Raw genomic sequence first — 26,767 nt, 5'->3', positions numbered from 1 at the left:
ACCGCCATGACCGTGAGCATCGACAGGGCCGCCCCGTCCGAGGGACGGGGACGTGCACGCCGGGCCGTGACACCGGAGCCGACCGCCCCGCCGCGTGTCGCCCGGGTGTTCGACGGCTGCAGCGACGGGAAGCCGTGGTTCGCCGCGGCCCGGCCCCTCGTCGTCGACGAGCGCGAGCGCGCCGAGCTGCTGGCACTGCTCGCGACGGGGACGCCGCTGCTGCGCTCCGCCGCGCTGAGGGACGCCGTCACCGGTGAGGAGTCGGCCGTCCCGGCCGGGCTGCGCTCGGACGGCGTCTGGATCTGGAGCGACGCCTCTGCCTACTACGTGGACCAGCACTGGATCGCCCCCGATCCGGAGCTCGTCGCCCACCTCCGCGTCTCCGGCGAGCCCACGCCCGTCGACGCCCCGACCCGGCGGCGCCTGTACGCGGCGCTCCGCCCCGACAACTGGGAGAGCACGACATGGCCCCTCGCCTGACTGCCCCGGACCGAGCCGTCCTCACCGTCGCGGCCGGCAGCCCCGACTGCCACCAGACGATCGCCTCCGCCCTCGCCGCGGCGAGGGACGGCGACATCGTCTCCATCCGGCCCGGCGTGTACCCGGAGTCCCTGCTCGTCGACCGCTCGGTGACGCTCTCCGGTGTCGGCGACGCGGGCGGGGTGCGGATCGAGCCGGTCGCGGGCGCCGCCGTCCGCAGCAGGGCAGGGGTGGCGCGGATCTCCGGCATCACCGTCGCGCGCGCCTCCGGCGACGTCGCGGTCGACGTCGAGTCGGGCGCGCTGTCGTTGGACGAGTGCGTCGTCGAGGCGGCCACGGAGGTCGCCGTCGTGGTCAGGGCGGACGCACGGCTGGCGGTGACAGGCTCGCGGCTCGGCAACTCCTCCGGCGCGGGTGTGCTCGTCTTCGAGGGCGGCGCGGCCGAGCTCGCCGGCACGCGGCTGAGCGGCGTGGCCACGACCGCGCTCGTCGTCAGGGGGCCGAGCGAGGCGCAGCTGGACGACGTGCGGATCTCCGGCTGCGACGGCGGTGTGCTCGTCGCCGACGGGGCGCGGCTCGTCGTCACCGCGAGCCGCATCGACGGCGCCGGAGGCGCCGCGGCGACGGTCGAGGGCGGGGGCCGGCTGGAGATGAGTGACGTCGGCATCGGCGACGGCGCGGTCGGTGTCCTCGCCGGCTCCGGTGCGGAGGTCACCCTCACGGACGTGCGGATGGACGGGCTCGGCGCGCAGGGGGTCGTCGGGATGGGCGGCGCCGTGATCGCCCTGGAGCGGGTGATCGTCGCCGACGGTGCGGCCCACGCGGTCCAACTGGTCGAGGACGCCCGGCTGGACGCGGACTCCTGCCGTTTCACCGACGCGGGACACGACGCCGTCGTCGTGTCCGGCACCTCGGCGCTCCGCCTCGTGTCCTCGCGCATCGAGCGGGCGGACGGCGTGGGGGTGCTGGCGTCGGGCGAGGCGACGGCGAGCCTCGTCGACGTCGTCGTCGTCGCCGCGACGGCCGCTGGCGTCCTCGTCAGGGACGACGCCAGGGCCGACGTCGAGGGCGGTGCGCTGCGGGACTGCGGAGCGGGAAGCGTGTGGGAGGGCCGCGCCTCGGGCGCGGTCAGCGGAACGGTCGTGTCGGGGACGGAGCGACCGAGCGAGATCGGTGCCGAGACGGACGTGACGGTGACGCTCGGCGACGACGAGGGCGCCGGCGCCGAGGCCAGGGGCGCGGGCGGGGCACACGACGGCGCCGAAGACGAGGGAGCGCGGGCGAGCGGCGGGCAGGGGGGACGCGACGGGGAGGAGCTCGAGCGCCTCCTCGCCGAGCTCGACGCGCTCGTCGGCCTCGACGGGGTGAAACGGCAGGTGGAGACGCTCGTCCGCATGCACCAGATGGCCGAGAAGCGCGCCGAGGCGGGGCTGCCCTCGCCGCCGGTGTCCCGTCACCTCGTCTTCGCCGGCTCCCCCGGGACAGGGAAGACGACGGTCGCCCGCCTCTACGGCCGCATCCTCGCGGCGCTCGGCGTGGTCAGGACGGGGCAGCTGGTCGAGGTGGCCCGGCCCGACCTCGTGGCCGCCGTCATCGGAGGCACCGCGATCAAGACCTCGGAGCGCTTCACCGAGGCGCTCGGCGGCGTGCTGTTCATCGACGAGGCGTACGCGCTGTCGAAGGACTCGGGGTCGAGCAACGACTTCGGCGGCGAGGCGATCGACACGCTCGTCAAGCTGATGGAGGACCACCGCGACGACGTCGTCGTCATCGTCGCCGGGTACACGAACGACATGCGCAGCTTCATGGCCGCCAACCCCGGCCTGTCGTCGCGGTTCTCGCGGACGGTGGAGTTCAGCGATTACGCCTCGGCCGAGATGGTCACCATCGTCGAGGGGCTGTGCCGCGCCAACCACTACAGCCTCGAGTTCGAGACCCGCGCCGCCCTGCACAACTACTTCACCGAGCTGCCGCGTGACGAGACCTTCGGCAACGGCCGGACCGCGCGGAAGGTGTTCGAGGAGATGCTCGGCCGACAGGCGTACCGGCTCGGCTCGACCGCCGACGTCGACGCGCTGACGCTGACCCGGCTCATCCCCGACGACCTCGGCCCGCTTCCCGGCTCGTCGATCGGTGCGGGGGTGGGCCGGGTCGATGAGGAGAGGGTCGAGCAGCTGCTGGCGACGCTGCGCGAGCTCGTCGGGCTCGATGACGTCAAGGCCGAGGTGCAGGGCATGGTCGACCTGCTCACCTCCGCCCGGCGGCGTCAGGCCGCGGGGCTGCCCGCCCCCTCGCTCAGCAGGCACCTGATCTTCGCCGGTCCCCCCGGGACGGGCAAGACGACGGTCGCCCGGCTGTACGGCTCGCTGCTCACCGCCCTCGGCGTCCTCGCCCAGGGGCAGGTGACCGAGGTGTCGCGCGCCGACCTGGTCGGCGAGTACGTCGGGCACACGGCCAGGCGGACGACGGAGGCCTTCGACCGGGCGCGCGGCGGCGTGCTGTTCATCGACGAGGCCTACACGCTCTCCTCCGGAGGGGGAGGGGGCAACGACTTCGGCAAGGAGTCCGTGGACACGCTGGTGAAGCTCATGGAGGACCACCGCGACGAGGTCGTCGTCATCGCCGCGGGTTACGAGCGCGAGATGGGCGACTTCCTCGCCACCAACCCCGGGCTGGACTCGCGCTTCTCGCACCGGGTGCGCTTCGCGAACTACACCCCCGACGAGCTGGTCACCATCGTCAACCAGCACGCCACCGCCTCCGGCTACGAGTGCACCGGTCCGACCGTCGCCGCACTGCGCGGGCACTTCTCCTCCGTCGACCGCACGGCATCGTTCGGCAACGGCCGCTACGCCAGGCAGGTGATGGACGCCGCGATCGCCAACCACGCCAGGCGCACCCGCTCGATCACCGCCCCGTCGATGGACGACCTCGTCCTGCTGCTGCCGGAGGACGTGCCGGGACCCGGCGAGATCGGGGCGTGAGCCGCGGGGCCGAGCGAGATCGGGGCGTGAGCCGCGGGACCGGGCGAGGTCGGGGCGTGAGCGCCCGGCCGCGGGGCCGAGGCGCCCGCGCATGACGCTGCCCGCCCGGGGGGAACTCGGGCGGGCAGCGGGGGGACCGCGTCCGGCGCCGCTCAGGCGGCGAACGCGGCGCTCTGGGTGCGCATGCTGCGCAGCGCGTGGAACACGCGGCTCTTCACGGTGCCGACGGGGACGCCGAGCGTCGCGGCGGCGCCCGCGGCCGTGAGGTCGGAGAAGTACACCTCGTGGATGGTGCGGCGGTGCAGCTCGGAGACGTGCCCGAGGAGCTCGGCGACGACGATCCGGTCCTCGACCTCGTGGGCCGGGTCATGCGGTGCGGCGACGCGCTCGGTGTCCAGCTCGGACCAGGCGACCTCCGCCGGCCGGCACCGCCGGGCGCGCAGCTGGTCCATGGCGATGTTGTGGGTGACCCGGGTCAGCCAGCCCCGCACGGAGCCCTGCTGCTCGGTGAGCCGGTCCAGGTGCCGCCAGGCGCGCAGCCAGGTCTCCTGGACGACGTCCTCTGCCGCCGCCCTGTCGCCGTTCATCAGCCCGGTCGCGTAGCGCAGCAGGCCCGCACCGTGGGCCCTGACCAGCTCATCGACGGTCGTCGTCGTCGTTGCATCGCTCGTGCCCATCGTGGGCTCCCTCCGGTCGGTCGGCGTCTGATTCGATCGTCCGACCGCGCGGAGGCGGTGTCTCTGGGTGCACCCCCCGTTCAGGGGGCGGCATCCCCCGTCCGGGGGGTGGGGCTGTCCCTACCCCTCGCCGCAGGGCAGGGCGTCGGGGTCCGCCCCGGTGTTGTCCTCCCAGCGGACGTCGTCGACGCTCACGTCCAGGTCGCCGGTGCCGAAGGCCAGGAACGGCGTGTCCACACGCGACGGATCCAGGCCTGCCGCGGTGAAGCAGGAGGCGGGGACGACGAGCCGTCTCGTCCCGCCGTCGGGGATGGCGTTGACCGCGTCGGTGACGTCCACCGTGCCGCCACAGGGGTAGCCGCAGTGGGCGGCCAGCTGGAACGTCCCCGCCGTGCCGGAGGCGACCGTGACGTCGAGCACGAGGGCTCCGTCGTTCTCGGCGACGGGCGCGAGGTCGAGGGTCTCACCGGAGGCCTGCGCGTAGAACTGTGCGGGGTCGGCGGCGCCCGACCACTGCGCGTGCAGGCCGTCGGCCGACTCCGTGAGGGTGAGCTGGTCGCGTGCCGCCGTGCCGTCGTCGAGGGTGCTGACCTCCCAGTCGCCGGTGACGCCCGCGGACTGGACGAACCAGCCGAGCCCCTCCGCCGTCGCACCGTCCGTGAAGACGGGGGCGACGACGGTCGGCTCGGGGACGACGGCCGGCTCCGGCTCGATGACCGTCGCGTCCTCGCCCTGATCCTGGCCGTCCTGGTCCTGGTCCTGGTCCTGGTCGGCCGGTTGAGCGGGCGTCTGCTCCGCCGTGGTGAAACTGTTCGCCGCCTGGCCGAGCAGCGGGGGGATGGTGAGGGCCGCGGCCGCGAGGGCGACGACCGCGACGCCGGCGAGCGCGACAGTCCGGCGCCCCGGGCGGCGGCGGGCGCCGCCGCGCCCCGCGAGGGGAGCCGTCGCGTCGCGCGGGTCGGGCTCAGGCGACCCGACCGGCCCCGACTCGAGGAGCCGGCGGGCGACCTCCGCCGCCCCGAGTGCGACGGTCGTCGTCGGCCGGTGCGTGGCGTGGACCGGCCGGCCGATCGCGGCGACCTGGGCCGCCACGAGGGGGATGCGTGCCGAGCCCCCCGACAGGATGATCGTCGCGAGCGCGTCCTCGTCGACCCCCGCGGACGCCACCGACCGGCGCAGTGCGGCGACGGCCAGCTCCACGGTCGGTCGGATCGCCTCGTCGAACTCGTCCCTCGTGATCGTGACACGCCGCTCCCCGTCGGGCAGGGGGACGACGACGACCGTCTCTCTCCGCGACGAGAGCAGCTCCTTCGCCTCGGTGCACGCGGCGTCCACCGCGGCCAGGGCGGCGGCGTCGCCCTCCACGGCGGGGTCGAGGGCGGAGAGCAGACCGCCGAGCCTGCGGTCGACGAGCCCGCGCACGGCGTCGTCCAGGTCGTCGCCGCCTAGGTGCTCGATGCCCTCGGGGCTGCCGAGCGTCTCGATGCCCTCGGGCCCGACGCGGAGCACCGTCGCCTCGAAGGTGCTCCCGCCGAGGTCGAACACGGCCAGGAGCGCCCCCGTCCCCAGCCCCCGCTCGCTGACGACGTGCGTCGCCGTCGCGACCGGCTCGGTCACGACGGCCCGCACCGCGACGCCGGACAGCTCGGCAACGCGGTCGAAGCGTTCTCTCCGGTACGGACCCCACGCGGCCGGGGCGCTGAGGACCACGGCGGCGGGGGCCTCGCCCCTGGACTCGGTGAGCGCGGCGACGACGTCGCGCAGCTGGGCGGCCATGAGCTCCTCGGGGCTGCGGCTCGTCCCGCCGACGACGAGTGGCGTCGGGTCGCCGATGCGCCGCTTGAAGCCGGTGACCGTCCGTGCCGGGTCCCGCTCGGCCAGGGCCGCGGCGCCGGTGAGGATCGTGCCGTCCGCCGCGCAGTACACGACCGAGGGGAGGACGTCCCCCTCGGACAGGGCCACCGCCCGCGTCCCCCGCTCGTCGCCGATGGCGACCGCGACGGTGCTCGTTCCGAGGTCAACGCCGATGCTGTACCGCATGGATCCCTTCCCGGCCGCCGCGCAGCGGACGCACGACACCGTGACGCACATGTTATTCGGCCCGTGTGACGGCGACGGTACCGTGCACCGCCGCACAGGGGAGTCGGACGGGCGGTATCGTTGCGGTGTTCGGAGGGACCGGGCCGGAAGGGGCGTGGTGCGCCGGTGCGCGTAGCGATCGCAGACGACGGGACGCTGTTCCGCGAGGGGCTCGTCCTGCTGCTCGGCGCGGCCGACCACGAGGTCGTCGCCGCCCACTCCGACGGCGAGGCGCTCCTGGCCACGCTCGGCACCGAGCCCGTCGACATCGCGCTCCTGGACATCCGCATGCCCCCCGGCGAGGAGGGCGGCCTGACGACCGCTGCGCTCATCAGGGAACGCCACCCTGAGGTCGGCCTGCTGCTGCTGTCGCACTACTCCGAGACCCACTACCTGCGCCGCATGCTCGCCATCGGCACGGAGGGCATCGGCTACCGGCTGAAGGAGCGCATCGCCGGCGTCCAGATGCTCAACGACACGCTCGAGCGCATCGCCGCGCGCGAGATCGTCATCGAGCCGGTGCTGGCCGGCCGGCTCGTCGAGACGGGTGAGCGCGGCGACGGGCCGCTGAGCGTCCTCGCGCCCCGCGAGCTCGAGGTGCTCCGGCTGATGGCCGAGGGCCGGGCGAACAGCGCCATCGCGCGCGAGCTGTTCGTCTCCGTCAAGGCCGTCGAGAAGCACGTCGCGTCGCTGTTCGTGAAGCTCGGCATCCCCGGCGACGCGACCGTCCATCACCGGCGCGTGCTCGCGGTGCTGACCTATCTGCACTCGCAGGGGGTCGGCGGCGGACCGCGATGAGCCCGCGCGCCCGGCGCGTGCTCGACGTCGTCGCCTCCACCCCGCGTGAGGGCCTCGTCCCCGCTCTGCTGGAAAACCTGGCCAGGGGGGTTCGCCCCGAGCGGCACGGCCCGGCTCAGGTGCGGCTGGTCCGCTGCTTCGACGACGGCCACCGTCAGCAGCTCGCCGCGTGGCCCGACCGCGCGGGCGCGGAGCTCGCGCCGGAGGGCAGCCGGACGGTCGACGTCCCCGGCCTCGGCGTCCTCGTCGTCGACCCCGCACCGCGGATGACCTCCGCGCGCGCCCGGCTGCTGAGGGAGACGGCGGCCTGGCTCGGCGCGATCGTGCGCGCACTGACCGCGACGCGCGAGCTGCGCCGCGCCCAGGAGCAGGCGCACCGTGCGGGCGCGGCCGCTGAGGCGGCGCAGCTGCGGGCGGTGCGCGTCGGCGAGGGAGAGCGCATCCGGCTCGTCGAGACGGTGACGACCGCGACCGTCGGCGACCTCGCCGAGCTGAGGGGGATGCTCGCCGTTCCCGCCGGCGAGGTGCCGTGGGAGCGCGTCAACGCGTCCGCAGAGCGGCTCATCGACGAGCTGAGGGGCGCGGTCCGCGGCGTCTTCCCCGCGATGCTGCCCGAGCGGGGCGCGGCGGAGACGCTCGCCGAGCTCGCCTCCGGCCTGCCCGGCTCCGTCGTCGTCCGGGGCGACCTCGGCCGGCGGGCCGGCTGGGACGTCGAGTCGGGCTTCTACCACGCCGTCGCCGGGGTGCTGCGGGTCCTGGCGCGCGGCCCTGAGCGGGTGGAGGTGCGCCTGCGCGGGGGAGACGCCCTCGTCGCCCGGGTGACGCGCCGCACCGGGGGGCTCGCCGACGCGCTCGCGGGTGACGCGGCCGTCGCCGAGGTCGAAGCGGCGCTCGCCGCGGACAGGGAGCGGCTCGCCTCCCTCGGCGGCACGCTGCGGGTCGGCCCCGGACGCGAGCACGTCGAGGTCGTCGTCTCCCTGCCGACACGGGCCGAGGTCACCTCGCTGCCCCCGGGCCGGCGCCAGCTCGCCTCGCGGCCCGTCCACGGCCGGGTGGCGACGCTGCTGGAGTCCGCTGGACTGCCGGAGACGGTGAGGGAGCGGCTGCGCGTCCGGCTCACGGCGCCCGTCGCGCTCCTGGTCGTGCAGGGCCCGTCCCCCGTGCCGGCGCCCGGCGTGCGGACGATCGACTGCGACGAGGCGCCCGACGCGGCGCTCGCGGCGCGCATCCGCTCCGGCGAGGAGTGGGGCGGCGTCGACGCGGTGGTGTGCGCGCTCAGCCCCCGTGACGGCTTCGCCGCGGCGCTCGCCGGGGGACCGCTGCTGTTCGCCGACGGCACCGGGCCCGGCGAGGCGGTCGCCCTGCTCGCCGCCCGCGCGCCCGTCATCGCCGCGGTCAGGGTGGCCGACGAGCTGGCGCGGATCGCCGAGGACGAGGGGGAGAACGGCGTGCTGCGCTGGCAGCTGGAGCAGCTCGTCGTCGGAGCGCACGAGCTGGCCGAGCACGGCCTCCTCGACGCCGTGGCCGAGGGGCGAGCACCCCGGATCGTCGACGCCGATGCCGCTCGACTGGCCGGTTCCGCCGGCGGCGACGCCCGAACGCGACTCGGCCTGGACCGGAAGGCGGGCGACGACCTCGTCGCGGCGACGGCCGCGGCGGCGGCCGCACACTGGGCGGCGGTGGCGCGCCGCCCGGGGCTGGACGCCGCCTCGCGCCGTGCCGCGGAGCTGCTCGCCCGCAGCGCGGCCGGCATCGGGGCCGTGCCGCCGGCGTCGGCGTCGGCGTCGGCGTCGGCTTGAGCGTACGCGTGGGCGTCGGTGTCGGTGTCGGTGTCGGCGTGGGCGTAGGTGTAGGCCGTGCCGGTCTGCGCGGGTGGCGCGGGTGGCGCGGGTGCTCGGCCGTCAGCGGGGGGCGGACGCCGTGATGACGGTCCCCTCGCCCGGGGCCGAGACGACGTCCAGCTCGCCGCCGATCGCGGCCAGGCGCTCCGCCAGGTAGGCCAGCCCGCCCGCGCTGCCGCCCACGGCGAAGCCCGGCCCGTCGTCCGCGACGACCACCCGCACGCGCTCCCCCACGGCCGCCGCCGTGACGGTCACCGTCGCGCCCGGCGCGTACTTGAGGGCGTTGCTGATCGCCTCGAGCGCGATGAAGTACAGCGCCGACTCCACCGCGGGCATGACCCGGGGAACCTCGGCGTCCACGACGACGCCCGGCTCCCGCAGCGACCGCAGCGCACCGCCGAGCCCCTCCGCGGCGAGCACCCGCGGCAGCACGCCCCTCGCGGTCGCCAGCAGCAGCCGCTCCGCCTCGTCCAGCTGCGCGCGAAGCGCCGCGAGCCGCTGCTCCGCGCCGGGCTCGTCCCTGCGGTGCTCGGCGAGGGCGATCGCCATGCGCAGCGCGACGAGGTGGTGCTGCGCACCGTCGTGCAGGTCGCGCTCCAGCCGTCGCCGCTCGTGCTCCATGTCGGTCGAGGCGCGCCAGCGCACGTCGGCCAGGCGGCGAGCCGCGGCGGCCCCGGCCCGGTGGGAGGACTCGATGCCGTCCGCCACCGCGAGCGGCGCGACCAGGATGAGCAGCGGCTGCCACAGCACCCTCTCCGGCATCAGCCGGGACGGGGACAGCTCGACCACGACGAGCGGGTCCGACTGCAGCACCAGCCGCGCCGTGTCCTGCGGCTCGCCCGCGGTGTCGGGCAGGCGGGGCGAGAGCCAGCGTTCGGTCCGGGAGCCGAGCGTGATCGCGCAGGAGTCCGCCCGCAGCGTCGAGCCGACCACCCCGACCAGCTCGGGCAGCTCCGGGGCGACCCCGTGGTCGAGCAGCGCGGCGGTCAGCGCCGCCCTGACCCGCCGCCGTCCCCGCATACCGGCGACGTTAGCAGCGGCGTGGGGCGGGGACGCGCGCCGGACGTGGCGGCACGTGCCCGACGGGGCTAGAGCGCCTCCATCGCGGACGCGATGCGGCTCTCCATCACTGCCACCGATCGTGGGTCGGCACCGTTCGCGGCGGCCCGCGTGCCGGCGTCGGCGAGTGCGCTGCGCACCTCGCCCGCATAGCTGTCCGCCTCGGCAACACGAACGCCGAACAGCTGGAGTGCATCGCGCTGGCGGAGCGCCTCCACGGTGACGGTGCTCTCACCGCCCAGCGCGAGCTGATGCTCGTCGCCGTCGCCCCGCGGTTCAGGGTTGACGTCGAAGGCGGGGGAGAGCTGCCAGTCGTTTCCCCTGCGCAGGAACCCGTGGTTGCGCAGGTGATCGTCGAGGTTCCCGACGGCGGCGCCGAACAGGGCGCGCCGCCAGAGTTCTCGGGTGTCGGCACCGTTCAGGCGCGCGACGTCGACGAGGTCGACCCAGTCGCCGCCATCGCCGTCGGCCGACTCCAGAGCGGTCATCGCGGAGATGTACGGGATTCTGGTGCCCGTGTCTGAGCGGTCGAATCGCTTCAGCAGCAGGACGGTGCGTTGCTCGCCGTCAACGGTGATCTGCGTGGTGGTGTGCGTGGGGACGGTGATGCCGACGCGGCCCATGAGTTCGAGCATGGCCGCCTCCCACGCCATCTTGTTCCAGTGGTCGCCCTGGGGCTTCGGGAACTTGGCGAGCCACAGTTCCGTGCCGAGGCGAACGTTCGCCTTCGGGCGCGCACCGCCCAACGATCCGGTGGCGCGAAAGAGTCGGCGCACGGCGACGTTGTCGATGTCGCGCTCGTTGCGTTCGACCTGGTCGGCCACACGCAGCAGCTCGCTGAGCTCCGCTTCTGGCGGGACGCCGTGCTCGTCGGCGCGGGCGACTCCGTCTGTCCAGAACCTGGTGGCACCCTGGCGGCTCTCGTCGCTGACGCCGAGGAGCAGGCTGATTTCGTCGAGCGTCCTCCCGGCCGCGCGGTTGAGCACCTTGCGTCCCCACGTGTCCGGGGCGGAGTCGCTGAAAGGGTTCGCCACGGACAGGGGGAACGCTCCGCGGTGGAGCCCGAGCGCGGGTGCCAGGGCGAAGGCTGCGCGGTTGCGGAGGTAGTCGTCGTCGTAGGTGAAGGAGCCGGTGGCGCGCGTGCGGTGAATTCGGCCGGCCAGGACGTCCCGGCCCGCGATGACGGTGGTGACCTCGATCGGCTCAGGCATCGCCACGCACTCGCACGCGAACAGGGAGCGCCTCGTCCGCCATGAGGCGACCGCGGTCGGTCTGGTACGGGTCCGTGGCGGTGACCACCTCGGTCATAAGGCCCAGGACGCGGAGAACACTCATCGTGATCTCCAGAGACGCGCCGTCACCCCGCTCCAGCTTGCTGATGGTGGGCGGTGTGGTTCCCGCGCGCTCGGCGACCATCTTCGCGGTCAAGCCGAGCAGTTTGCGCTGCGTAGCGATGTTCTGGCCGATGGTGCGCAGCGCGCGCCGCACCGGCGGCGGGGTGGACTTCATGGCCTCAGTCTAAAGTGCAGAAACCATTATCTAAAGTATCTTTGGTTCACGTTTTCTTTATCTTAGGCACGTCGGGTCCTTGGCGGCGTTGGCGGATCGCGTCGTCACGAGCGGTCGTGACAGTTGCGCCTGCCTCGGTGCCTTCCTTGGCATCGCTCGCCGAGCTGAAGCTGCTCGTGTGAGGCGAGAGGGGTGAGGCGTGTGCGTGCGGCGGTGGGGATCAAGATCCGCGGCGCTCGATCAGCGATCGTCGTTCAGTGGCTGGGCGGAACTCCGCGGGGGAGCGAGCCGAAAGCCCCCGTCGCCAGGGCAAAGCAAAACCCCCGCCATGTAGAAGCTAGGCGAGGGTTTCTGGGCTGACTGTAATGATCAGCCTTGTGGCTCCGACGGGCGTCGATCCCGTGACCTCACGATTTTCAGTCGTGCGCTCTACCAACTGAGCTACAGAGCCTCACGGCGGTTGTGATGCCGCCGTGTCTGGAAAATGCCCTCCCGTGAGGAAGGGCATTTGACCATGGCGACCCTGACGGGACTTGAACCCGCGACCTCCGCCGTGACAGGGCGGCACGCTAACCAACTGCGCTACAGGGCCATACTGTGTTGCTGATACTACCGGTGTTGCTGTTCCTGCTGTGTTGTTCTCACTCGTCGGCAGCCGTGACCCCAACGGGATTCGAACCCGTGCTACCGCCGTGAAAGGGCGGCGTCCTAGGCCGCTAAACGATGGGGCCGGAGTCGAACCGGAGTTCGCAACTACCGAGTACCAAGAATAGGCAGAGATGTCCGGCCCTGGCAAATCGGTCCCCGCGGCGGCTGTTCCGGGCGTGTCGATCGCTGCCGCGGACGCGCGCCGACCCCGCGGGTGCGGGCTCGCCCGACGGTCCGGGGTCCGTGTGAAGTCGTACCGACCCACACACGCGGACGGGCCCCCGCCGACACGGCGGGGGCCCGGACCAGGCAGGGGGTGGGGAGGCTCAGTGGCCGCCCTCCTCCTTCAGCTTCGCGAAGCCGGCCTGCACGATCTGCTCGGCCTCGGCGGCGTCGCCCCAGCCCTCGATCTTCACGAACTTGCCGGGCTCGAGGTCCTTGTAGCGGGTGAAGAAGTGCTCGATCTCGTTGCGCGAGTGCTCCGGGACGTCGGTGATGTCCTGGATGTGGCTCCAGCGCGGGTCCTTGTGGGGGACGACGACGACCTTCGCGTCCGAGCCGGCCTCGTCCGACATGTTGAGCACGCCGACCGGGCGGACCTTCACGCCGACGCCGGGGAACACGGGGTACTCCAGCAGCACGAGGGCGTCGACCGGGTCGCCGTCCAGGCCGAGGGTGTTCTCGAAGAAGCCGTAGTCGGTCGGGTAGACGAAGGAGGTGAACAGCACGCGGTCGAGGAATACCCGCCCGGTCTCGTGGTCGACCTCGTACTTGTTGCGGCTCCCCTTGGGGATCTCGACGATGACGTCGTATGCGGCCATGTGCGGCTCCTTACGCTCTGAGTTGGTGTGCGTTGCTGTGCTTCGGTGAGCCGCGCGGGCGGCGGCGACCGGCCGGTGCGCCGTGGACCGCGGTCGCGGCGGCGCCCCAGGGCCCGCGGGAATTCTAGCCGCTCGGGATGGCGTTCGGCCCCGAGCGGCGCCGCGCTACCGTGGGGGCATGTCAGCCCCCCTGCCGCCCGCACCGGGTGACGGCCCTGTCCGCGCGCGGCTGGACCCGGCGCAGGCGCGCGTCCGGCTGGCGGTGCGCGAGACCGTCGAACGGTACCGCGACGGCGGCGGTTCGGCCGTCCTCGTCGCGCTCAGCGGGGGTGCGGACTCGCTCGCGCTCGCCTCGGCGACCGCCCACGTCGCGCCCCGCCTCGGCGTCGCGGCCGGCGCGCTCGTCGTCGATCACGGCCTGCAGCCCGGCTCCACCGGCGTCGCCGAGCGGGCGGCGGAGGCCGCCAGGGCGCTCGGACTCGACCCGGTGCGCGTGCTCACCGTCCGGCCGGGGAGCGAGGGCGGTCCGGAGGCGGCGGCCCGCGCGGCCCGATACGCGGCGCTGGAGCGCGAGGCGGAGGGACTGGGTGCCGCGCTGCTGCTCGGTCACACCCTCGACGACCAGGCCGAGACGGTGCTGCTCGGCCTGGCCAGGGGGTCGGGCGCCCGGAGCCTGAGCGGCATGGCGGCGGCGGACGGGCTGCGGCTGCGCCCGCTGCTCGGCGTCACCAGGGAGCAGACCCGGCGGCTCTGCCGCGTCGAGCGGCTGCCGGTGTGGGACGACCCGCACAACACCGACCCGTCCTACGCCCGCGTGCGGGTGCGCTCCACCGTGCTGCCCGTGCTGGAGGATGCGCTCGGCCCCGGGGTCGCCGCGGCCCTCGCCCGGACCGCGGCACAGCTGCGCGAGGACGCGGACGCGCTGGACGCGCTGGCGGCCGAGGCGCTCGACGGGCTGGCGGAGCGGGACGGCGACCTCGTCGCCCTGTCCGTGCCCGGCCTGGCCGCACTGCCCGCCGCGCTGCGGAACCGGGTCGTGCGCGCCGCGGTGCACGGTGACGGCGGTCGCTCGCTGAGCCGCCGCCACACCCTCGAGATCGTCGCGCTCGTGACCGACTGGCACGGCCAGGGCCCGATCGACGTGCCGGGGGTCGCCGTGTCGCGCAGCGGCGACCGGCTGCTGCTGCACCCCGCCGTCCGCCGCTGACCGGTGCGGCACCGCCGTCGTGCCCGCCGCCGACCGCGCGGCACCGTGGTCGTGCACCGCCGGTGCTCTGGCCGCGCCGGTGCCCTCACGCCGCCGGTGCGCCGACCCGGCCAGTGCTTCGACCCGGCCGGTGCCCTGACCCCGCCGGTGTGCCGACCCGGCCGGTGTGGTCGAGGGCGGCCGTCCGCGCTGTCTAGAATCGACGCATGGAATCCTCCCACCTGGGCGACGACCTCACGACGGTCCTCGTCACCGAGAAGCAGATCCAGGACAAGCTCGCTGAGCTCGCCGCACGGATCGACGACGACTACGCGGGCAAGGACGTCCTGCTCGTCGGTGTGCTGAAGGGCGCGGTCATGGTCATGGCCGACCTGTCGCGGCACCTGAGGAGCCACGTCGAGATCGACTGGATGGCGGTCAGCTCCTACGGTGCGGGAACCAAGTCCAGCGGTGTCGTGCAAATCCGTAAGGACCTGGACAGCGACCTCAGCGGCCGCCACGTCCTGATCGTCGAGGACATCATCGACTCGGGGCTGACGCTGTCCTGGCTGATCGACAACTTCCGCTCCCGCGGGGTCGCCTCGCTCGAGGTCTGCGCCCTGCTGCGCAAGCCGGAGGCGGCGAAGGTCGAGATCGACTGCAAGTACGTCGGCTTCGACATCCCCAACGACTTCGTCGTCGGCTACGGCCTCGACTACGCCGAGCGCTACCGCAACCTGCGCGACGTCGCGGTGCTCGCGCCGCACGTCTACTCCTAAGCGGCGGCATCGCGGCGGCACGGCCCGTTCCGGTCGCGCCGCCGCGGCTCGTCGGCCGCCGCGATCAGGCCGGGCCGATCTGCTCCGCCACGATCTGGGCCGACAGGGCGACCAGCGGCAGCCCGCCGCCGGGGTGCGCGGAGCCGCCGGCGAGGAACAGCCCCGCGAGCGGGGAGCGGTTGGACGGCCGGCGGAACGCCGCACGCGCGCCGTTCGACGACGAGCCGTAGATGGAGCCGCCGGGCGCACCGGTCTCGCGTTCCAGCACCGCGGGACTGCGCACCACGCGCCAGCGCAGGTACGGCCGCACGTCCAGCCCGCGCTCGGCCATGACCTCGAGCACCCGGTCGGCGTAGGCCTCGGCGACCCCGGGCGCGTCCCAGTCGACCCCGGAGGCCGGATCGTGCCGCGGCGCGTTGACCAGCACGAACCACGCGCCGTCCGTCTCTCCCGGAACGATCGCCGGATCGGCGGGGGCGGTGACGTACACGGTGGGGTCGGCGACGGGGCGGGGGCCGGTCACGGCGAAGCACCCCGTGCCGAACACGGCGTCGAACTCGGCGTCGTAGTCGTCGGTGAACAGCACGCGGTGGTGCGCGGAGGGGTCGCGCAGCTCCTCGGGCAGATCGTGCAGGGCGAGCAGCAGGACGAACCCCGACAGCGACGGCGTCGTCCTGGCCAGCGCGCGCCCCGCCGCCTCGGCCCGGCGTGATCCGCGCACCAGCCGGCCGTACACGGTGGCGGCGTCGGCGTTGGCGACGACGACGTCCGCCCCGATGAGCTCGCCGTCGGCGGTGCGCACGCCCGTCGCTCGCGACCCGTCGTGCTCGATGGCGACGACCTCGACCCCCGTCTCGAGGACGGCGCCGGCGGCGACCGCCCGTCCGGCGATCGCCTCGGCGATGCGGGAGAGCCCGCCGGGGACGTACCAGGAGCCGAACTGCTGCTCGGCGTAGGGCACGGTCGCCAGCGCGGACGGCGCCAGCCGCGGGTCGCTGCCGGTGTAGGTGGCGTAGCGGTCGAGCAGCTGCCCGAGCCGCGGGTCCCTCAGCGTCCGGGCGCCGTAGCCGCGCAGGCTGCGCCACGGCGCCAGGCGGGCCAGGCTCGCGGGTCGGGCGGCGAGCCGGACGATGGTCGGCCAGCTGATCGGCTCGCGCAGGAACGGCCCCTCCGCGACGTCCCACACCTGTTCGGCCTCGGAGAGGAACGCCGTCCACTGCGCACCCGCGTCGCCGCCGAGCGCCGCGTCGAGCGCCCCGGCGATGGCCTCCCTGTGGCCGGGCATGTCGAGGACGGTCCCGTCGGGGAACCGATAGCGGCAGGCGGTGTCCAGCCGGCGCAGAGGCAGCTCGGCCGCCAGGCTCGACCCGGTCGCCTCGAACAGCTCGGCGAAAACCTGCGGCATCGTCACCAGCGACGGGCCGGTGTCGAAGCGGTAGCCGTCGCGCTCCAGGACCCCGAGCTTGCCGCCGAGGGAGCCGGACGTCTCGAGCAGCCGCACCCGGTGGCCGGCGTGCGCGAGCCGGGCCGCGGCGGACAGGCCGCCGACGCCGCCGCCGATCACGACGACGCGGCTCACGGGTAGCTCCGTCCCCGCCAGCGGGCGGGACCGCCGAGCGCGCGCAGGTAGGCGGGGGCGACGAGCAGGGGGCTGAGCGGGCCGAGCAGTCCCTCGGCGAGGGAGGCCGGGTCCCTCCGGCCGGTGAGGGCTGCGACGACGGCGCGGTCGGCGATCGTGCAGAGGCGCGCGAGACGGACCGCGGGGGTCGGCGGCAGCAGCCAGGGGACCGTCCAGCAGATCAGCGCCGTCAGCCAGGCGGCGACCATGACGCTGCGGCGGTCGCCGTGCAGGCCGGGGATCGACTTCGCCAGCCCGAGCAGCGAGGAGCGGTAGCCGTCGTACATGCGCACGGCGATCCCGCGGCCGCCGCGGCACACGACGAGGGGCTCCCCCGCGTCGCGGACGCGCTCGGCCAGCCGGACGTCCTCGACGAGCTCCCCGGCGACGGCCTCGTGCCCGCCGACCCGGGCGTAGGCGTCCCTGCGGAACAGCATCACCTGGCCGTTGGCGACGACCGGCGCGGGCGCGGCCGTCAGCCGGGTGGGGACGAGGCCGAGCACGGCGGCGTCGATGAGCGGCGTGACCAGGCGCTCGCCCCCGCGCACCGTGAGCTGGCGGGGGAACACGGTCACGAGGGCGGCGTCGCGCCGGTCCGCGAGCGCGAGGAGCTCGTCGAGCGCCCCGGGAGACCAGACGACGTCGGCGTCGGTGAAGAGCAGGTAGTCGGGCGGGCCGTCGGGGTCCGGGGTATCGGCCGTGCCGAGCGCGGCGAGCTGGTGGCAGGCCCAGTTCTTTCCCGTCCACCCCGCGGGCAGCGGCTCCCCTGCGGCGACCTCGGCGCCGAGGGCGGCCGCGACGTCGGCCGTGCCGTCGGAGGAGTCGTCGTCCAGCACGACAACGCGGTCGGCGCCCTGCACGAGCAGCGTCGGGAGGCTGACCGGCAGGCGCCGCGCCTCGTCGCGCGCGGGCACGAGGGCGACCACGCGGCCACGCCGCCTCTCCGGCGTCGCCTCGACCCGTCGCCGGCCCGGCGTCGCCTCGACCCGTCCGAGTGAGGGCGAGGTCAGCGCGTTCACGGCGAGCACCACCGCCCTGACCGCGAAGACGCCCAGCGCGACGGCGGTCAGCGCGGACGCGACGCCCCGTCCCCGCGGCGGGGCGGTCATCCCCGTCGCCTCTCCGCGCCGGTCAGCCGCGCGAGCCAGCGCACCGCGGCGCGGTCGTCGTCGGCGGCCCGCCCCGACCCGCGCAGGACGACGGTGTAGCCGTTCGGCAGCTCCTCGGGGTCCGTCGCGTCCAGCTCCGCGTCGACGGCCGTCAGCAGCGCGCCCATGGCCGTGTGCAGGGCACGGGTGGTCTCCGCACGCGTGGCGCCTGGCGTGACCGGCTCGCCGAAGCGCAGGTACGCCTCCGGCCGCTGGCCGCCGCGCAGGACCACCCGGACGGCGAGGGGAACGAGCGGCGCGCCGCTGCGCTCGGCGGCCCAGGCCGCCCCGGCGCCGAGGGCGCCGACGCCCGGCCCCGTCCGCAGGGCCCCCTCGGGGAAGAGCACGGCCCAGCCGTCGCCGGACGCCGCCTCCGCGCGCGCCCGCTCGGCGAAGCCGCGCAGCTCACTCTCGTCGAGTGCTCCCGCCGTGCGCAGGAAGGGCATCCGGTCGAGCTGGGCGGCGGACATCAGCACCGTCAGCGGGCGGTCCTCACGGTCGGCGAGCCAGGCGAGGATCGAGCCATCCCACCAGCTGCCGTGCGTCGACGCGATCACGGCGCCGGAGGGCACCGGCCCGGCGACGGCGACCGCGTCGAGCCGTCGGCGCAGGTCGCCCTCCGTGCTGCGCGCCAGGGTCAGCCGGATCAGGCGGGGGCGCAGGGCGAGGACGCAGACGACGATCAGCGGAACGGCGACGGCGCCCATGGCCAGGCCGCCGGCGAGGGCGACGGAGGGGCGGTCCCAGAACGTCAGGTTCCCCACGATGCTGGTCAGCCAGGTCCACAGGTAGACCAGGTACGGCACGGCGTCGGCGCGGACCGTGTCTCGGACACCGAACGGCCGGGGCGGACGCGCCGAGCGCCCGGCCCGCGCGAGCGCCGCCTCGATGACGACGGCGATGAGCGCGGCCGTGAGGAACCAGCCGGCGTAGTTCGTCAGGGGGATGCCCGGCGTTCCGGGCAGCGAGGGCTCCGGGTTCGCCCAGCCCCAGTTGCCCGCGTCGACCATCTGCGCGTCGAGGAACACGTCCCAGGCCGTGAGCCCGTACGCGGCCAGCGCCACCCGGAGCACGACGCGGCGGCCGCCGCCCGTGCCCACGAGCAGCCGGGCTGCCACGACGGCGGGGTACGCCAGGGTGAGCCAGGCCAGCGGGACCAGAAGCGAGACCCCGAGCAGCTCCGGCCCGAGAGCCCCCGTGTAGGCGTACTCCCCGAAGGGGAAGCCGGTGGCGATGCCGACGGCCTCCGCCACGAGGGTGAGCACCGCCACGCCGCCGACGAGGGGGAGCGCGACCCGCAGGCCGCCCACGCTCGCGGCGTGCAGTGCGGCCGCAGCCGACAGTGACAGCACGCTCACGGCGGTCAGCGGGATCGAGTCGGCGAAGAGGGCGAACAGCGACTGGGCGACGAAGCCGACGAGCATCGCGACGACGGCGAGCCGTCCGGCCAGCACGCGGCCGGGGCTCGTGCCGGGACCCGCGGCGGGTGGGCGCGTCGTCGGCTGAGCGCTCACGCCCGTCCCCGCGGGTACTCCTCAGCGGGGATCGGGCCGGGGGAGGCGTCGCCGCGCAGCTCCTTGAGGATCAGCTCGGCAGAGATGAGGCACATCGGCACGCCGACGCCGGGGGTCGCGGTCGCGCCGGCGTAGAGCAGGCCCTCGACGCGGCGCGAGCGCGGTCCGCGGCGGAACAGCGCCGACTGGCGCAGGGTGTGCGCCGGTCCGAGCATGCCGTCCGCCCAGGAGTTGTAGTCGGTGCCGAAGTCGGCCGGCCCGATCGTGTGCCGGACGACGACCCGCTCGCCGAGGTCGTCGACCCCCGACCAGCGCTCCAGCTGCCGGACGGCCGCGTCGGCGATGGCGCGGACGCGCGGGTCATCCTCGCGCTCCCAGCCGGGTCCCCCCGTGCCGTGACCGAGCTCGATCTCGCCGGACACCGGGACGAGGATGAACAGGTTCTCGTCGCCGTCCGGGGCGACCGTGTCGTCGGTCCGCGACGGCGTGCACACGTACAGCGAGGTGACTTCGGGGGTGCTCGCTGCGCCGAACACGGCGTCGAGTTCGCGCTCCCAGTCGCGGGTGAGCAGCAGGGCGTGGTGCGGCAGCTCCGGGATACGACCGCGCACGCCGAGCATGACCAGCACGGCGGAGGGCCCGGGCTCGCTGCGCCGCCAGGCGCGCTCGGGGTAGCTGCGCTGGTCCTCCGGGAGCAGCCGCGTCTCGGTGTGGTGCAGGTCGGCGGCGGACACGACGACCTCGGCCCCGGTGCGGTGGCTCGCCCCGTCGCGGTCGACCCACTCGACGCCGCGGACGCGCGGCTTGCGGTGACCGCGGACGTGCTGGGCGACGATCCGCTCCACCCGGGCGCCGTAGACGATGCGGGCCCCCTGCGCCTCGGCCTGCGCGGTCAGCGCCTCGACGACGCTCGTGAAGCCGCCCTTCGGGTAGGCGACGCCCTCGACGAGGTCGACGTGGCTCATCAGGTGGTAGATCGCCGGCGCCCTCCGCGGGTCGACGCCGAGGAAGATCCCCGGGTACTGCAGCACCTGGCGCAGCGCCTCGCCCCGCACGCTCCGCTCCGAGAACGAGGCCAGGTCCTCGCTCAGCCAGCGCGTCAGCCGCGGCGCCTCACGCAGCACGGTCGGGGTGAGCAGGCTGCGCAGCGAGGCGAAGGGGTTGTAGAGGAACGAGTCCAGCGACAGCCGGAGGGCGTCCGCGGCGGAGTCCAGGTAGGTGCGCAGCGCCTGGCCGTCGCCGGGCTGGCGCAGCTCCGCCTCCGCGGTGACGGCGTCGGCGCCGAGGGGGATCGCCCAGCGGTCCACACCGGAGGCGTCGTCGCCCGCGGTGGCGCGCCAGAGCTCGTAGCCGGGGTCGAGGACCGACAGCTCGAGCAGCTCGTCGACGCTCGTGCCGAGCAGCGCGGCGAAGTGCTCGTAGACGCTCGGCATGAGATACCAGGACGGGCCCGTGTCGAAGCGGAACCCCTCCGACTCGATCAGCCCCGCCCGGCCGCCCGGCCGATCGTGCTGCTCGAGGACGGTCACGTCGTGCCCGTCGCGGGCGAGCAGTGCGGCGGTGGCCAACCCGGCGATGCCTGCTCCGATGACGATCACTTCTGCCATGGTGCTCCTGTCAGGACGGCCGCGGCGATGACCCTGCCCTTGACCGGCAGGGGGACGGAGACGCGTCGGCGGCGCAGCTCCTCGACGGGGGTGCGCGCGATGCGCCGGGTCAGCTCGCCGAACAGGCCGGTCGCGGCCGCGACGCCGGGCCGGCAGTCCCGCGGCAGCAGGGGGATGGTCGCCTGGGCGGCGTCGAAGTCGGCGCGGATGCGGCGGACCCACTCGTCCTTGCCGTCTTCGCTCAGCCGCTCGGCCTCGGTGGGCAGGTAGTCCCTACCCCTGTCGGTGTCGTCGGCGAGGTCGCGGAGGAAGTTGATGTTCTGGAACGCCGCGCCGAGCGCGCGGGCGCCCTCGTCGAGCCGGGCCCTGTCCGCCTCGGCGACGCGCTGACCGGCGAGGAACACCCTCAGGCACATGAGGCCGACGACCTCGGCCGAGCCGTGCACGTACTCGCGCTGCTCGGCCTCGTCGAGCGCGCGCGGGTCCAGGTCCATCTCCATCGAGTGGAAGAACGGCCGGGTGAGGCTGCGGTCGATGCCGCTGGCGCGTGCCGCCACGGCGAAGGCGTGCACGACGACGTTGCCGCTGAAGCCGGTCCTCGTGGCCTCCTCGACGTCCGCCTCGAGCCGGGCGAGGGCCTCTCGCTGCTGCCCGGTGTCCAGGCCGGCGCCCTCGCCGACGCCGTCGACGATCTCGTCGGCGACGCGCACGAGCGCGTACACGGAGGTCACCGCGGTCCGGCAGCGGGAGGGCAGCAGCCGGGTGGCCATGCTGAAGGAGGTGGAGTAGCCGCTGATGACGCGGGCCGCGGCGCCCTCGGCGATGCGGGTGTACTGGTCGAGCGCCGCGCTCATCCGCGCCGCCCCTCGATGGAGTCGACGATGCCGCCGAGGACGTCGTCGAACGGTGTGAGCTCGCGCGCCGCCGCCCTGGCCGCGTCGATGGCACCGGCGAGGTCGGACTCGGCGCTGGCGCGCGCGCCCCCGCCGTCGAGCAGCGCGATGATCGCGTCGCCCTCGGCGGGGTCGAGCAGCGCGGTCCCGAGCGCGGCCTCGATCCGGGGCCAGTCGGCGGTCCCGTAGGCGTGGGCGATGACGGCCGTGACCTTGCCCTCGCGCAGGTCGCTGTGCCTGTCCTTGCCGACGAGCTCGGGGTCGCCGAACAGGCCGAGCAGGTCGTCCTGGATCTGGAACGCGAGCCCCACCGCCCTGCTGTAGCGCTCGATCGCGCCGGCGTCGGGGGCCGCGCCGCTCAGCGCGAAGCCCCACTGCAGCGGCAGCCTCACGGTGTAGGCGCCGGTCTTGGCGTGCAGCATCTCGGCGACGCGGGCGGCGTCGGGCCGCTCGCCGTTCGCGGCGAAGGAGACGTCGTCGAGCTCGCCGGCGACCGACCACTGCAGCGCCTCGGCGAGGTCGTCGAGCAGTCGGTTCCGGAGCGGCGCGGGCACGTCCAGGCGCGCCACCAGGTCGTGCGCAGAGGCCAGCAGCAGGTCGCCGGCGAGGATCCCCGCGGCCTCGCCGCGGGTGACGGAGGGGTGGCCGCCCGACGCCTCGTCCTCGCCGCGGGAGAAGCGGCCGATGAGGTTGGGCGCGCCGCGCCGCACGGTGTCGTGGTCGATCACGTCGTCGTGCAGCAGGAACGCCTTGTGCAGCAGCTCGATGGCGGCGGCGAGGTCGATCGCGTCGTCGTCGACGCCCCTGTCGCTGCGGGCGACGACGGCCAGGAGCATCGCGGGCCGGATGAGCTTGCCGTCGGTGACCGTCCGCGCGATCTCGCGCCAGAGGGCGTCGACGCTCGTGCCCCGCAGTGCCGCGCCGGCGCCCGCTCGGGCGAGGCGGTCCAGGCGCTCGCGAACCCGGTCGACGGCAGAGGCGACGGCCCCCGTCGTCTGGGGGACGGCAACGTTCTGGGGCGCGGGCATGCGGTCTCGTCTCTGCTCCCGCACGAGCCTAGCAACGGCGGGCGACACCGGCGACGACGCGTGTCGCCCGGAGGCGGAGGGGGAGGGCCCCGTCGGAGCCGTTACGCCCACGGGGAACACAGTGCGGGCACCCAGCCCGGGACCGATAACCTGAATGACCACGGGGCCCTCGCCTCGTCCAAACCCTCCGGCAGAAAGGCGTCGAGTCCGCGCTCGATTCGCAAAACCATGAAACGACTCCTCAAGGGACCGCTGCCCTACATCCTTGTTGTTCTCGTGCTGTTCGCCGTCGGCATGAGCCTGCTGAACATCAACGGGGTGCGTGAGGTCACCACGGAGAAGGGCCTCGAGCTCCTCCGCGGCGACACCGTCACCGAGGTGACGCTGACCGAGGGCGAGAACAGGGCCGAGCTGACCCTGTCCAAGGGCGGCGACGAGGCGGCGGAGCGCGTCTGGTTCCAGTACGTGGACGCCCGCGCCGAGGCCGTCATCGACGCGGTCGACACGGCGGCGCCGACGAACGGCTTCAACGACAAGGTCCCGCAGTCCAACTGGTTCATGTCCCTGCTCGGGCTGCTGCTGCCCATCCTGCTGATCGGCGCGTTCTTCTGGTTCATGCTGTCCCGCATGCAGGGCGGCGGCAAGATGGCCCAGTTCGGCAAGTCCAAGGCCACCCTGGTGTCCAAGGAGTCGCCGCAGGTGACCTTCGCCGACGTCGCGGGCAGCGACGAGGCGCTCGAGGAGCTGCAGGAGATCAAGGACTTCCTCAAGGAGCCGGCCAAGTTCCAGGCGGTCGGCGCCCGCATCCCGAAGGGTGTGCTGCTGTACGGCCCTCCCGGAACGGGTAAGACGCTGCTCGCCCGTGCCGTGGCCGGCGAGGCCGGCGTGCCGTTCTACTCCATCTCCGGCTCCGACTTCGTCGAGATGTTCGTCGGCGTCGGCGCGAGCCGCGTGCGCGACCTGTTCCAGCAGGCCAAGGAGAACTCGCCCGCGATCATCTTCGTCGACGAGATCGACGCCGTCGGCCGCCACCGCGGCGCCGGCATGGGCGGAGGGCACGACGAGCGCGAGCAGACGCTCAACCAGCTGCTGGTCGAGATGGACGGCTTCGACCCCAAGACCAACGTCATCATGATCGCGGCGACCAACCGGCCCGACATCCTCGACCCGGCACTGCTGCGCCCCGGCCGCTTCGACCGCCAGATCGGCGTCGACGCCCCCGACCTGCAGGGTAGGACGAAGATCCTCGAGGTGCACGGCAGGGGCAAGCCGCTCGCCGACAACGTCGACCTGGCCGTCGTCGCCCGCAAGACCCCCGGCTTCACCGGTGCCGACCTGGCCAACGTGCTCAACGAGGCGGCCCTGCTGACGGCCCGCTCCAACGCGCAGCTCATCGACGACCGCGCCCTCGACGAGGCCATCGACCGCGTCATCGCCGGCCCGCAGCGGCGCACCCGCCGCATGAACGACAACGAGAAGCTCATCACCGCCTACCACGAGGGCGGACACGCGCTCGCCGCCGCGGCGATGCGCCACACCGACCCGGTGACGAAGATCACCATCCTGCCGCGCGGCCGTGCGCTCGGCTACACGATGGTGCTTCCGCTTGAGGACAAGTACTCCGTCACCCGCAACGAGCTGCTCGACCAGCTCACCTACGCCATGGGTGGGCGCGTCGCCGAGGAGATCGTGTTCCACGACCCCACGACGGGCGCCTCGAACGACATCGAGAAGGCCACCTCGACCGCGCGCAAGATGGTCACCGACTACGGCATGACCACCTCCGTCGGCCCGGTCAAGCTCGGCCAGTCCAGCGGCGAGATGTTCCTCGGCCGCGACATGGGCCAGTCGAGGGACTACTCGGAGAAGATCGCCGAGAGCGTCGACGCGGAGGTCCGTGCCCTGCTCGAGCAGGCGCACACCGAGGCCTGGCAGGTGCTCAATGCCAACAGGGACATCCTCGACCGGCTCGCCAGCGAGCTGCTCGAGAAGGAGACCCTCGACCACAAGCAGCTCGAGGAGATCTTCCGCGACGTCGTCAAGATCGACGAGCGACAGCTGTGGCTCTCCAGCGACGACCGGCCCGTGTCGCACCGGCCGCCCGTGGCATTCCCCGAGCCGAAGACGGCCCCCGTCGACCCGGAGGCCACCGACGGTGTCGTGCGGTCGGCCGTCGACGAGGGCCAGGCCGAGGCGACCGTGACGGGCGAGGGCGACGAGAACCCCGGGCTGGGCCGCGGTCCGGCGACGGTCTGACGCGGATGGCGGTCGACGCTGAGCGGGTCAGGGCGGCGGTCGCCGAGCTGATCGCTGCCATCGGGGAGGACCCCTCCCGCCCCGGTCTCGAGGACACCCCCCGCCGGGTGGCGGAGTCGTACGCGGAGTTCTTCGCCGGCGTCGACCAGGACCCGGCGCAGGCCCTGGCCAACACGATCGCCGTCGGCGAGCACGACGGCGCCACCGTCGTCATGAGGGACATCGCGCTGCGCTCGGTGTGCGAGCACCACCTGCTGCCGTTCCTCGGGACGGCGCACATCGCCTACGCCCCCGCCGAACGGGTCGTCGGTCTCGGCAGCCTCCCGCGCGTCGTCGGCGTGCTGGCCGCGCGGCCCCAGGTGCAGGAGCGGCTGACCGAGCAGATCGCGGCGGCGATCGACGAGGCGCTCGACCCGCGCGGCGTCCTCGTCGTCATCGAGGCAGCCCACGGCTGCGTGACGATGCGCGGGCCGCGCCAGATCGGCTCGACGACGGTCACGCTCGCGGCGAGGGGCTCGTTCGCCGCCCCCGCGGAGCAGGCGGCCGCGCTCGCCCTCATCGGCCGCCCGACCCCGGCGACGGGCAGCGGCCTCGGCCCGCACCCCCTGACCGTCCCCGTGGCGGAGACCGGCCCGTGAGCACGCAGCCGTCGCCCGCGGGCACGGCGCTGCCCGCGGTGATCATGGCGGTGCTCAACACCACGCCCGACTCCTTCAGCGACGGCGGGCGCTTCGCCGCCATCGACGATGCCCTTGCCCACGCGCGGCTCCTGCGTGAGCAGGGCGCCGACCTCATCGACGTCGGTGGGGAGTCGACCCGGCCGGGGGCGGACCGTGTCGCCCCCGTCGAGGAGCGCCGACGCACCGAGCCGGTGGTGGCGGCCCTCGCCGCCGAGGGCGCCGCGGTGAGCATCGACACCTTCAATGCGTCGACCGCGGCGGCGGCGATCGAGGCGGGCGCGGTCATCGTCAACGACGTCTCCGGGGGACTGGCCGACCCGGCGATGCTCGGCACGGTCGCCGCGTCGGAGGCGGACTACGTGCTCGGTCACTGGCGCGGCCACGCCGACCGGATGGCGCAGCGCGCGCACTACGCGGACGCCGCCGTCGAGGTCCGCGACGAGCTGGCACGCCGTCGCGATGTGGCCGTCGCCGCCGGGATCGCGCCGGAACGCATCGTTCTCGACCCCGGCCTCGGCTTCGCCAAGACCGCGGAGCACAACTGGCGGGTCCTGGCGCGGCTCGATCTGCTGACGGCGCTCGGCCACCGCGTGCTCGTCGGGGCGAGCCGCAAGCGCTTCGTCGCCGAGCTGCTGCCGGAGGGCTCGGAGGCGATGGCCGCCCGCGACGCACCGAGCGCGCTCGTCCACGCCCTCGCCGCCCAGGCCGGCGCCTGGGGTGTGCGGGCGCACAGTGTGCCCGACAGCGTCGTCGCGCTGCGGGCGCTCCGCGCATGGCAGAGTGGGTCCCGTGGCGGACAGTGACCTCATCGAGCTGACCGGGCTGCGCGTGTTCGCGCGGCACGGCGTCTTCGAGCACGAGCGACGGGACGGCCAGGAGTTCCTCATCGACGTGGCCGTGTGGACCGACCTGGAGCGGGCGGCGACCAGCGACGACCTCGCCGACACGATCCATTACGGCGTCCTCGCCGAGCGGGTCGTGGCGGCGGCCGAGGGGGAGCCGGTCGACCTCATCGAGACCCTCGCCGAGCGGATCGCCTCCGTCGTCCTGGAGCACCCCGCCGCGCGGCGCACCCGCGTGACCGTGCACAAGCCGGAGGCGCCGATCCGGGTGCCCTTCGCCGACGTCGCCGTCACCATCACGCGCGAGCCGAGGCGGTGAC

22 protein-coding genes and 3 tRNA genes are annotated in these 26,767 nt (G+C 74.3%); 10 read left to right on the top strand and 15 right to left on the bottom strand.

Features of this window, described 5'->3' with window-relative positions:
• Positions 1 to 6 precede the first annotated feature (6 nt).
• Entirely contained in the window at positions 7 to 480 is a 474-nt protein-coding gene (locus tag FM119_RS00285; RefSeq protein ID WP_087135694.1) for a hypothetical protein, read from the top strand.
• Positions 465 to 3,464, top strand: a complete 3,000-nt coding sequence (locus tag FM119_RS00280) for an AAA family ATPase (RefSeq protein WP_087135693.1) — start codon at positions 465 to 467, stop codon at positions 3,462 to 3,464. The genes FM119_RS00285 and FM119_RS00280 overlap by 16 nt, the downstream gene beginning before the upstream one ends.
• A 152-nt stretch (positions 3,465 to 3,616) precedes the next feature.
• Here FM119_RS00280 and FM119_RS00275 read toward each other — a convergent pair whose 3' ends face one another.
• Both FM119_RS00275 and FM119_RS00270 read right to left on the bottom strand, forming a co-directional pair.
• Positions 3,617 to 4,141 (bottom strand): sigma-70 family RNA polymerase sigma factor, encoded by a 525-nt coding sequence (locus FM119_RS00275; RefSeq protein ID WP_087135692.1) that lies wholly within the window; start codon positions 4,139 to 4,141, stop codon positions 3,617 to 3,619.
• Between the two features lie 120 nt (positions 4,142 to 4,261).
• Positions 4,262 to 6,181 carry an Hsp70 family protein gene (locus FM119_RS00270; RefSeq protein ID WP_179205135.1) on the bottom strand — a complete coding sequence of 640 codons (1,920 nt, stop codon included), beginning with the start codon at positions 6,179 to 6,181 and terminating at the stop codon, positions 4,262 to 4,264.
• A 165-nt stretch (positions 6,182 to 6,346) separates the two neighbouring features.
• Here FM119_RS00270 and FM119_RS00265 point away from each other — a divergent pair, with 165 nt between their 5' ends.
• Positions 6,347 to 7,018 (top strand): response regulator transcription factor, encoded by a 672-nt coding sequence (locus tag FM119_RS00265; protein WP_087135690.1) that lies wholly within the window; start codon positions 6,347 to 6,349, stop codon positions 7,016 to 7,018.
• Entirely contained in the window at positions 7,015 to 8,817 is a 1,803-nt protein-coding gene (locus FM119_RS00260) for a hypothetical protein (RefSeq protein WP_143822581.1), read from the top strand. Before FM119_RS00265 ends, FM119_RS00260 begins: the two co-directional genes overlap by 4 nt.
• Before the next feature lie 102 nt (positions 8,818 to 8,919).
• Here FM119_RS00260 and FM119_RS00255 read toward each other — a convergent pair whose 3' ends face one another.
• From FM119_RS00255 to ppa, 7 genes are all read right to left on the bottom strand, one after another.
• On the bottom strand, positions 8,920 to 9,879 hold the full coding sequence (locus FM119_RS00255) for a sensor histidine kinase (protein WP_087135688.1): 960 nt from the start codon (positions 9,877 to 9,879) through the stop codon (positions 8,920 to 8,922).
• Positions 9,880 to 9,947: 68 nt separating this feature from the next.
• Positions 9,948 to 11,129: a type II toxin-antitoxin system HipA family toxin gene (locus FM119_RS00250; RefSeq protein WP_143822580.1), complete on the bottom strand. Its 1,182-nt coding sequence runs from the start codon at positions 11,127 to 11,129 to the stop codon at positions 9,948 to 9,950.
• Positions 11,122 to 11,427, bottom strand: a complete 306-nt coding sequence (locus tag FM119_RS00245) for a helix-turn-helix domain-containing protein (protein ID WP_087135686.1) — start codon at positions 11,425 to 11,427, stop codon at positions 11,122 to 11,124. Before FM119_RS00245 ends, FM119_RS00250 begins: the two co-directional genes overlap by 8 nt.
• Before the next feature lie 378 nt (positions 11,428 to 11,805).
• A tRNA-Phe gene (locus FM119_RS00240) sits at positions 11,806 to 11,878 on the bottom strand.
• Positions 11,879 to 11,942: 64 nt separating this feature from the next.
• Positions 11,943 to 12,019, bottom strand: a tRNA-Asp gene (locus FM119_RS00235).
• 66 nt (positions 12,020 to 12,085) lie between these two features.
• Positions 12,086 to 12,158 (bottom strand) — tRNA-Glu (locus tag FM119_RS00230).
• Positions 12,159 to 12,401: 243 nt separating this feature from the next.
• Positions 12,402 to 12,896, bottom strand: a complete 495-nt coding sequence (ppa, locus tag FM119_RS00225; protein WP_087135685.1) for an inorganic diphosphatase — start codon at positions 12,894 to 12,896, stop codon at positions 12,402 to 12,404.
• A 178-nt stretch (positions 12,897 to 13,074) separates the two neighbouring features.
• Here ppa and tilS point away from each other — a divergent pair, with 178 nt between their 5' ends.
• Both tilS and hpt read left to right on the top strand, forming a co-directional pair.
• Positions 13,075 to 14,103 carry a tRNA lysidine(34) synthetase TilS gene (gene tilS / locus FM119_RS00220; protein WP_087135684.1) on the top strand — a complete coding sequence of 343 codons (1,029 nt, stop codon included), beginning with the start codon at positions 13,075 to 13,077 and terminating at the stop codon, positions 14,101 to 14,103.
• A gap of 206 nt (positions 14,104 to 14,309) precedes the next feature.
• Positions 14,310 to 14,861: a hypoxanthine phosphoribosyltransferase gene (gene hpt / locus FM119_RS00215; protein WP_087135683.1), complete on the top strand. Its 552-nt coding sequence runs from the start codon at positions 14,310 to 14,312 to the stop codon at positions 14,859 to 14,861.
• 64 nt (positions 14,862 to 14,925) lie between these two features.
• Here hpt and FM119_RS00210 read toward each other — a convergent pair whose 3' ends face one another.
• From FM119_RS00210 to FM119_RS00185, 6 genes are read right to left on the bottom strand one after another with little or no spacing between them, the layout of a single operon-like run.
• Positions 14,926 to 16,440, bottom strand: a complete 1,515-nt coding sequence (locus tag FM119_RS00210; RefSeq protein WP_087135682.1) for a phytoene desaturase family protein — start codon at positions 16,438 to 16,440, stop codon at positions 14,926 to 14,928.
• Positions 16,437 to 17,588, bottom strand: coding sequence for a glycosyltransferase family 2 protein (locus tag FM119_RS00205; RefSeq protein WP_087135681.1), 1,152 nt, complete (start codon positions 17,586 to 17,588; stop codon positions 16,437 to 16,439). Before FM119_RS00205 ends, FM119_RS00210 begins: the two co-directional genes overlap by 4 nt.
• Positions 17,585 to 19,141, bottom strand: a complete 1,557-nt coding sequence (locus FM119_RS00200) for a carotenoid biosynthesis protein (protein WP_143822579.1) — start codon at positions 19,139 to 19,141, stop codon at positions 17,585 to 17,587. Before FM119_RS00200 ends, FM119_RS00205 begins: the two co-directional genes overlap by 4 nt.
• Positions 19,138 to 20,748, bottom strand: a complete 1,611-nt coding sequence (gene crtI / locus FM119_RS00195; protein WP_087135679.1) for a phytoene desaturase family protein — start codon at positions 20,746 to 20,748, stop codon at positions 19,138 to 19,140. Before crtI ends, FM119_RS00200 begins: the two co-directional genes overlap by 4 nt.
• On the bottom strand, positions 20,736 to 21,602 hold the full coding sequence (locus FM119_RS00190) for a phytoene/squalene synthase family protein (RefSeq protein WP_087135678.1): 867 nt from the start codon (positions 21,600 to 21,602) through the stop codon (positions 20,736 to 20,738). Before FM119_RS00190 ends, crtI begins: the two co-directional genes overlap by 13 nt.
• Positions 21,599 to 22,669, bottom strand: a complete 1,071-nt coding sequence (locus FM119_RS00185) for a polyprenyl synthetase family protein (RefSeq protein ID WP_087135677.1) — start codon at positions 22,667 to 22,669, stop codon at positions 21,599 to 21,601. Before FM119_RS00185 ends, FM119_RS00190 begins: the two co-directional genes overlap by 4 nt.
• A 228-nt stretch (positions 22,670 to 22,897) precedes the next feature.
• Between FM119_RS00185 and ftsH the strand changes: the two genes are divergently transcribed.
• Genes ftsH through folB form a run of 4 tightly spaced genes read left to right on the top strand, consistent with a single transcriptional unit; the run spans position 22,898 to position 26,766 of the window.
• Positions 22,898 to 24,925 carry an ATP-dependent zinc metalloprotease FtsH gene (ftsH, locus tag FM119_RS00180; protein ID WP_087135676.1) on the top strand — a complete coding sequence of 676 codons (2,028 nt, stop codon included), beginning with the start codon at positions 22,898 to 22,900 and terminating at the stop codon, positions 24,923 to 24,925.
• A 5-nt stretch (positions 24,926 to 24,930) separates the two neighbouring features.
• Entirely contained in the window at positions 24,931 to 25,563 is a 633-nt protein-coding gene (folE, locus tag FM119_RS00175; RefSeq protein ID WP_087135675.1) for a GTP cyclohydrolase I FolE, read from the top strand.
• 44 nt (positions 25,564 to 25,607) lie between these two features.
• Entirely contained in the window at positions 25,608 to 26,408 is an 801-nt protein-coding gene (gene folP, locus FM119_RS00170) for a dihydropteroate synthase (RefSeq protein ID WP_087135699.1), read from the top strand.
• Positions 26,395 to 26,766: a dihydroneopterin aldolase gene (folB, locus tag FM119_RS00165; protein ID WP_218778701.1), complete on the top strand. Its 372-nt coding sequence runs from the start codon at positions 26,395 to 26,397 to the stop codon at positions 26,764 to 26,766. The genes folP and folB overlap by 14 nt, the downstream gene beginning before the upstream one ends.
• Position 26,767 lies beyond the last annotated feature (1 nt).

The sequence above is a fragment of the Mycetocola reblochoni REB411 genome (assembly GCF_900163835.1).
GTDB lineage: Bacteria > Actinomycetota > Actinomycetes > Actinomycetales > Microbacteriaceae > Mycetocola_B > Mycetocola_B reblochoni.
This window is presented reverse-complemented; position numbering and strand designations above follow the sequence as displayed.

What these genes read in the sequence shown, in the direction of transcription:
- FM119_RS00270 (WP_179205135.1), bottom strand. Translation starts at nt 6,181, where the DNA reads ATGCGGTACAGCATCGGCGTTGACCTCGGAACGAGCACCGTCGCGGTC.
- hpt (WP_087135683.1), top strand. Translation starts at nt 14,310, where the DNA reads ATGGAATCCTCCCACCTGGGCGACGACCTCACGACGGTCCTCGTCACC.
- folP (WP_087135699.1), top strand. Translation starts at nt 25,608, where the DNA reads ATGGCGGTGCTCAACACCACGCCCGACTCCTTCAGCGACGGCGGGCGC.
- FM119_RS00250 (WP_143822580.1), bottom strand. Translation starts at nt 11,129, where the DNA reads ATGCCTGAGCCGATCGAGGTCACCACCGTCATCGCGGGCCGGGACGTC.
- FM119_RS00285 (WP_087135694.1), top strand. Translation starts at nt 7, where the DNA reads ATGACCGTGAGCATCGACAGGGCCGCCCCGTCCGAGGGACGGGGACGT.
- FM119_RS00205 (WP_087135681.1), bottom strand. Translation starts at nt 17,588, where the DNA reads ATGACCGCCCCGCCGCGGGGACGGGGCGTCGCGTCCGCGCTGACCGCC.
- ppa (WP_087135685.1), bottom strand. Translation starts at nt 12,896, where the DNA reads ATGGCCGCATACGACGTCATCGTCGAGATCCCCAAGGGGAGCCGCAAC.
- FM119_RS00275 (WP_087135692.1), bottom strand. Translation starts at nt 4,141, where the DNA reads ATGGGCACGAGCGATGCAACGACGACGACGACCGTCGATGAGCTGGTC.
- crtI (WP_087135679.1), bottom strand. Translation starts at nt 20,748, where the DNA reads ATGGCAGAAGTGATCGTCATCGGAGCAGGCATCGCCGGGTTGGCCACC.
- folE (WP_087135675.1), top strand. Translation starts at nt 24,931, where the DNA reads ATGGCGGTCGACGCTGAGCGGGTCAGGGCGGCGGTCGCCGAGCTGATC.
- FM119_RS00255 (WP_087135688.1), bottom strand. Translation starts at nt 9,879, where the DNA reads ATGCGGGGACGGCGGCGGGTCAGGGCGGCGCTGACCGCCGCGCTGCTC.
- FM119_RS00260 (WP_143822581.1), top strand. Translation starts at nt 7,015, where the DNA reads ATGAGCCCGCGCGCCCGGCGCGTGCTCGACGTCGTCGCCTCCACCCCG.
- ftsH (WP_087135676.1), top strand. Translation starts at nt 22,898, where the DNA reads ATGAAACGACTCCTCAAGGGACCGCTGCCCTACATCCTTGTTGTTCTC.
- FM119_RS00185 (WP_087135677.1), bottom strand. Translation starts at nt 22,669, where the DNA reads ATGCCCGCGCCCCAGAACGTTGCCGTCCCCCAGACGACGGGGGCCGTC.
- FM119_RS00245 (WP_087135686.1), bottom strand. Translation starts at nt 11,427, where the DNA reads ATGAAGTCCACCCCGCCGCCGGTGCGGCGCGCGCTGCGCACCATCGGC.
- tilS (WP_087135684.1), top strand. Translation starts at nt 13,075, where the DNA reads ATGTCAGCCCCCCTGCCGCCCGCACCGGGTGACGGCCCTGTCCGCGCG.
- FM119_RS00190 (WP_087135678.1), bottom strand. Translation starts at nt 21,602, where the DNA reads ATGAGCGCGGCGCTCGACCAGTACACCCGCATCGCCGAGGGCGCCGCG.
- FM119_RS00280 (WP_087135693.1), top strand. Translation starts at nt 465, where the DNA reads ATGGCCCCTCGCCTGACTGCCCCGGACCGAGCCGTCCTCACCGTCGCG.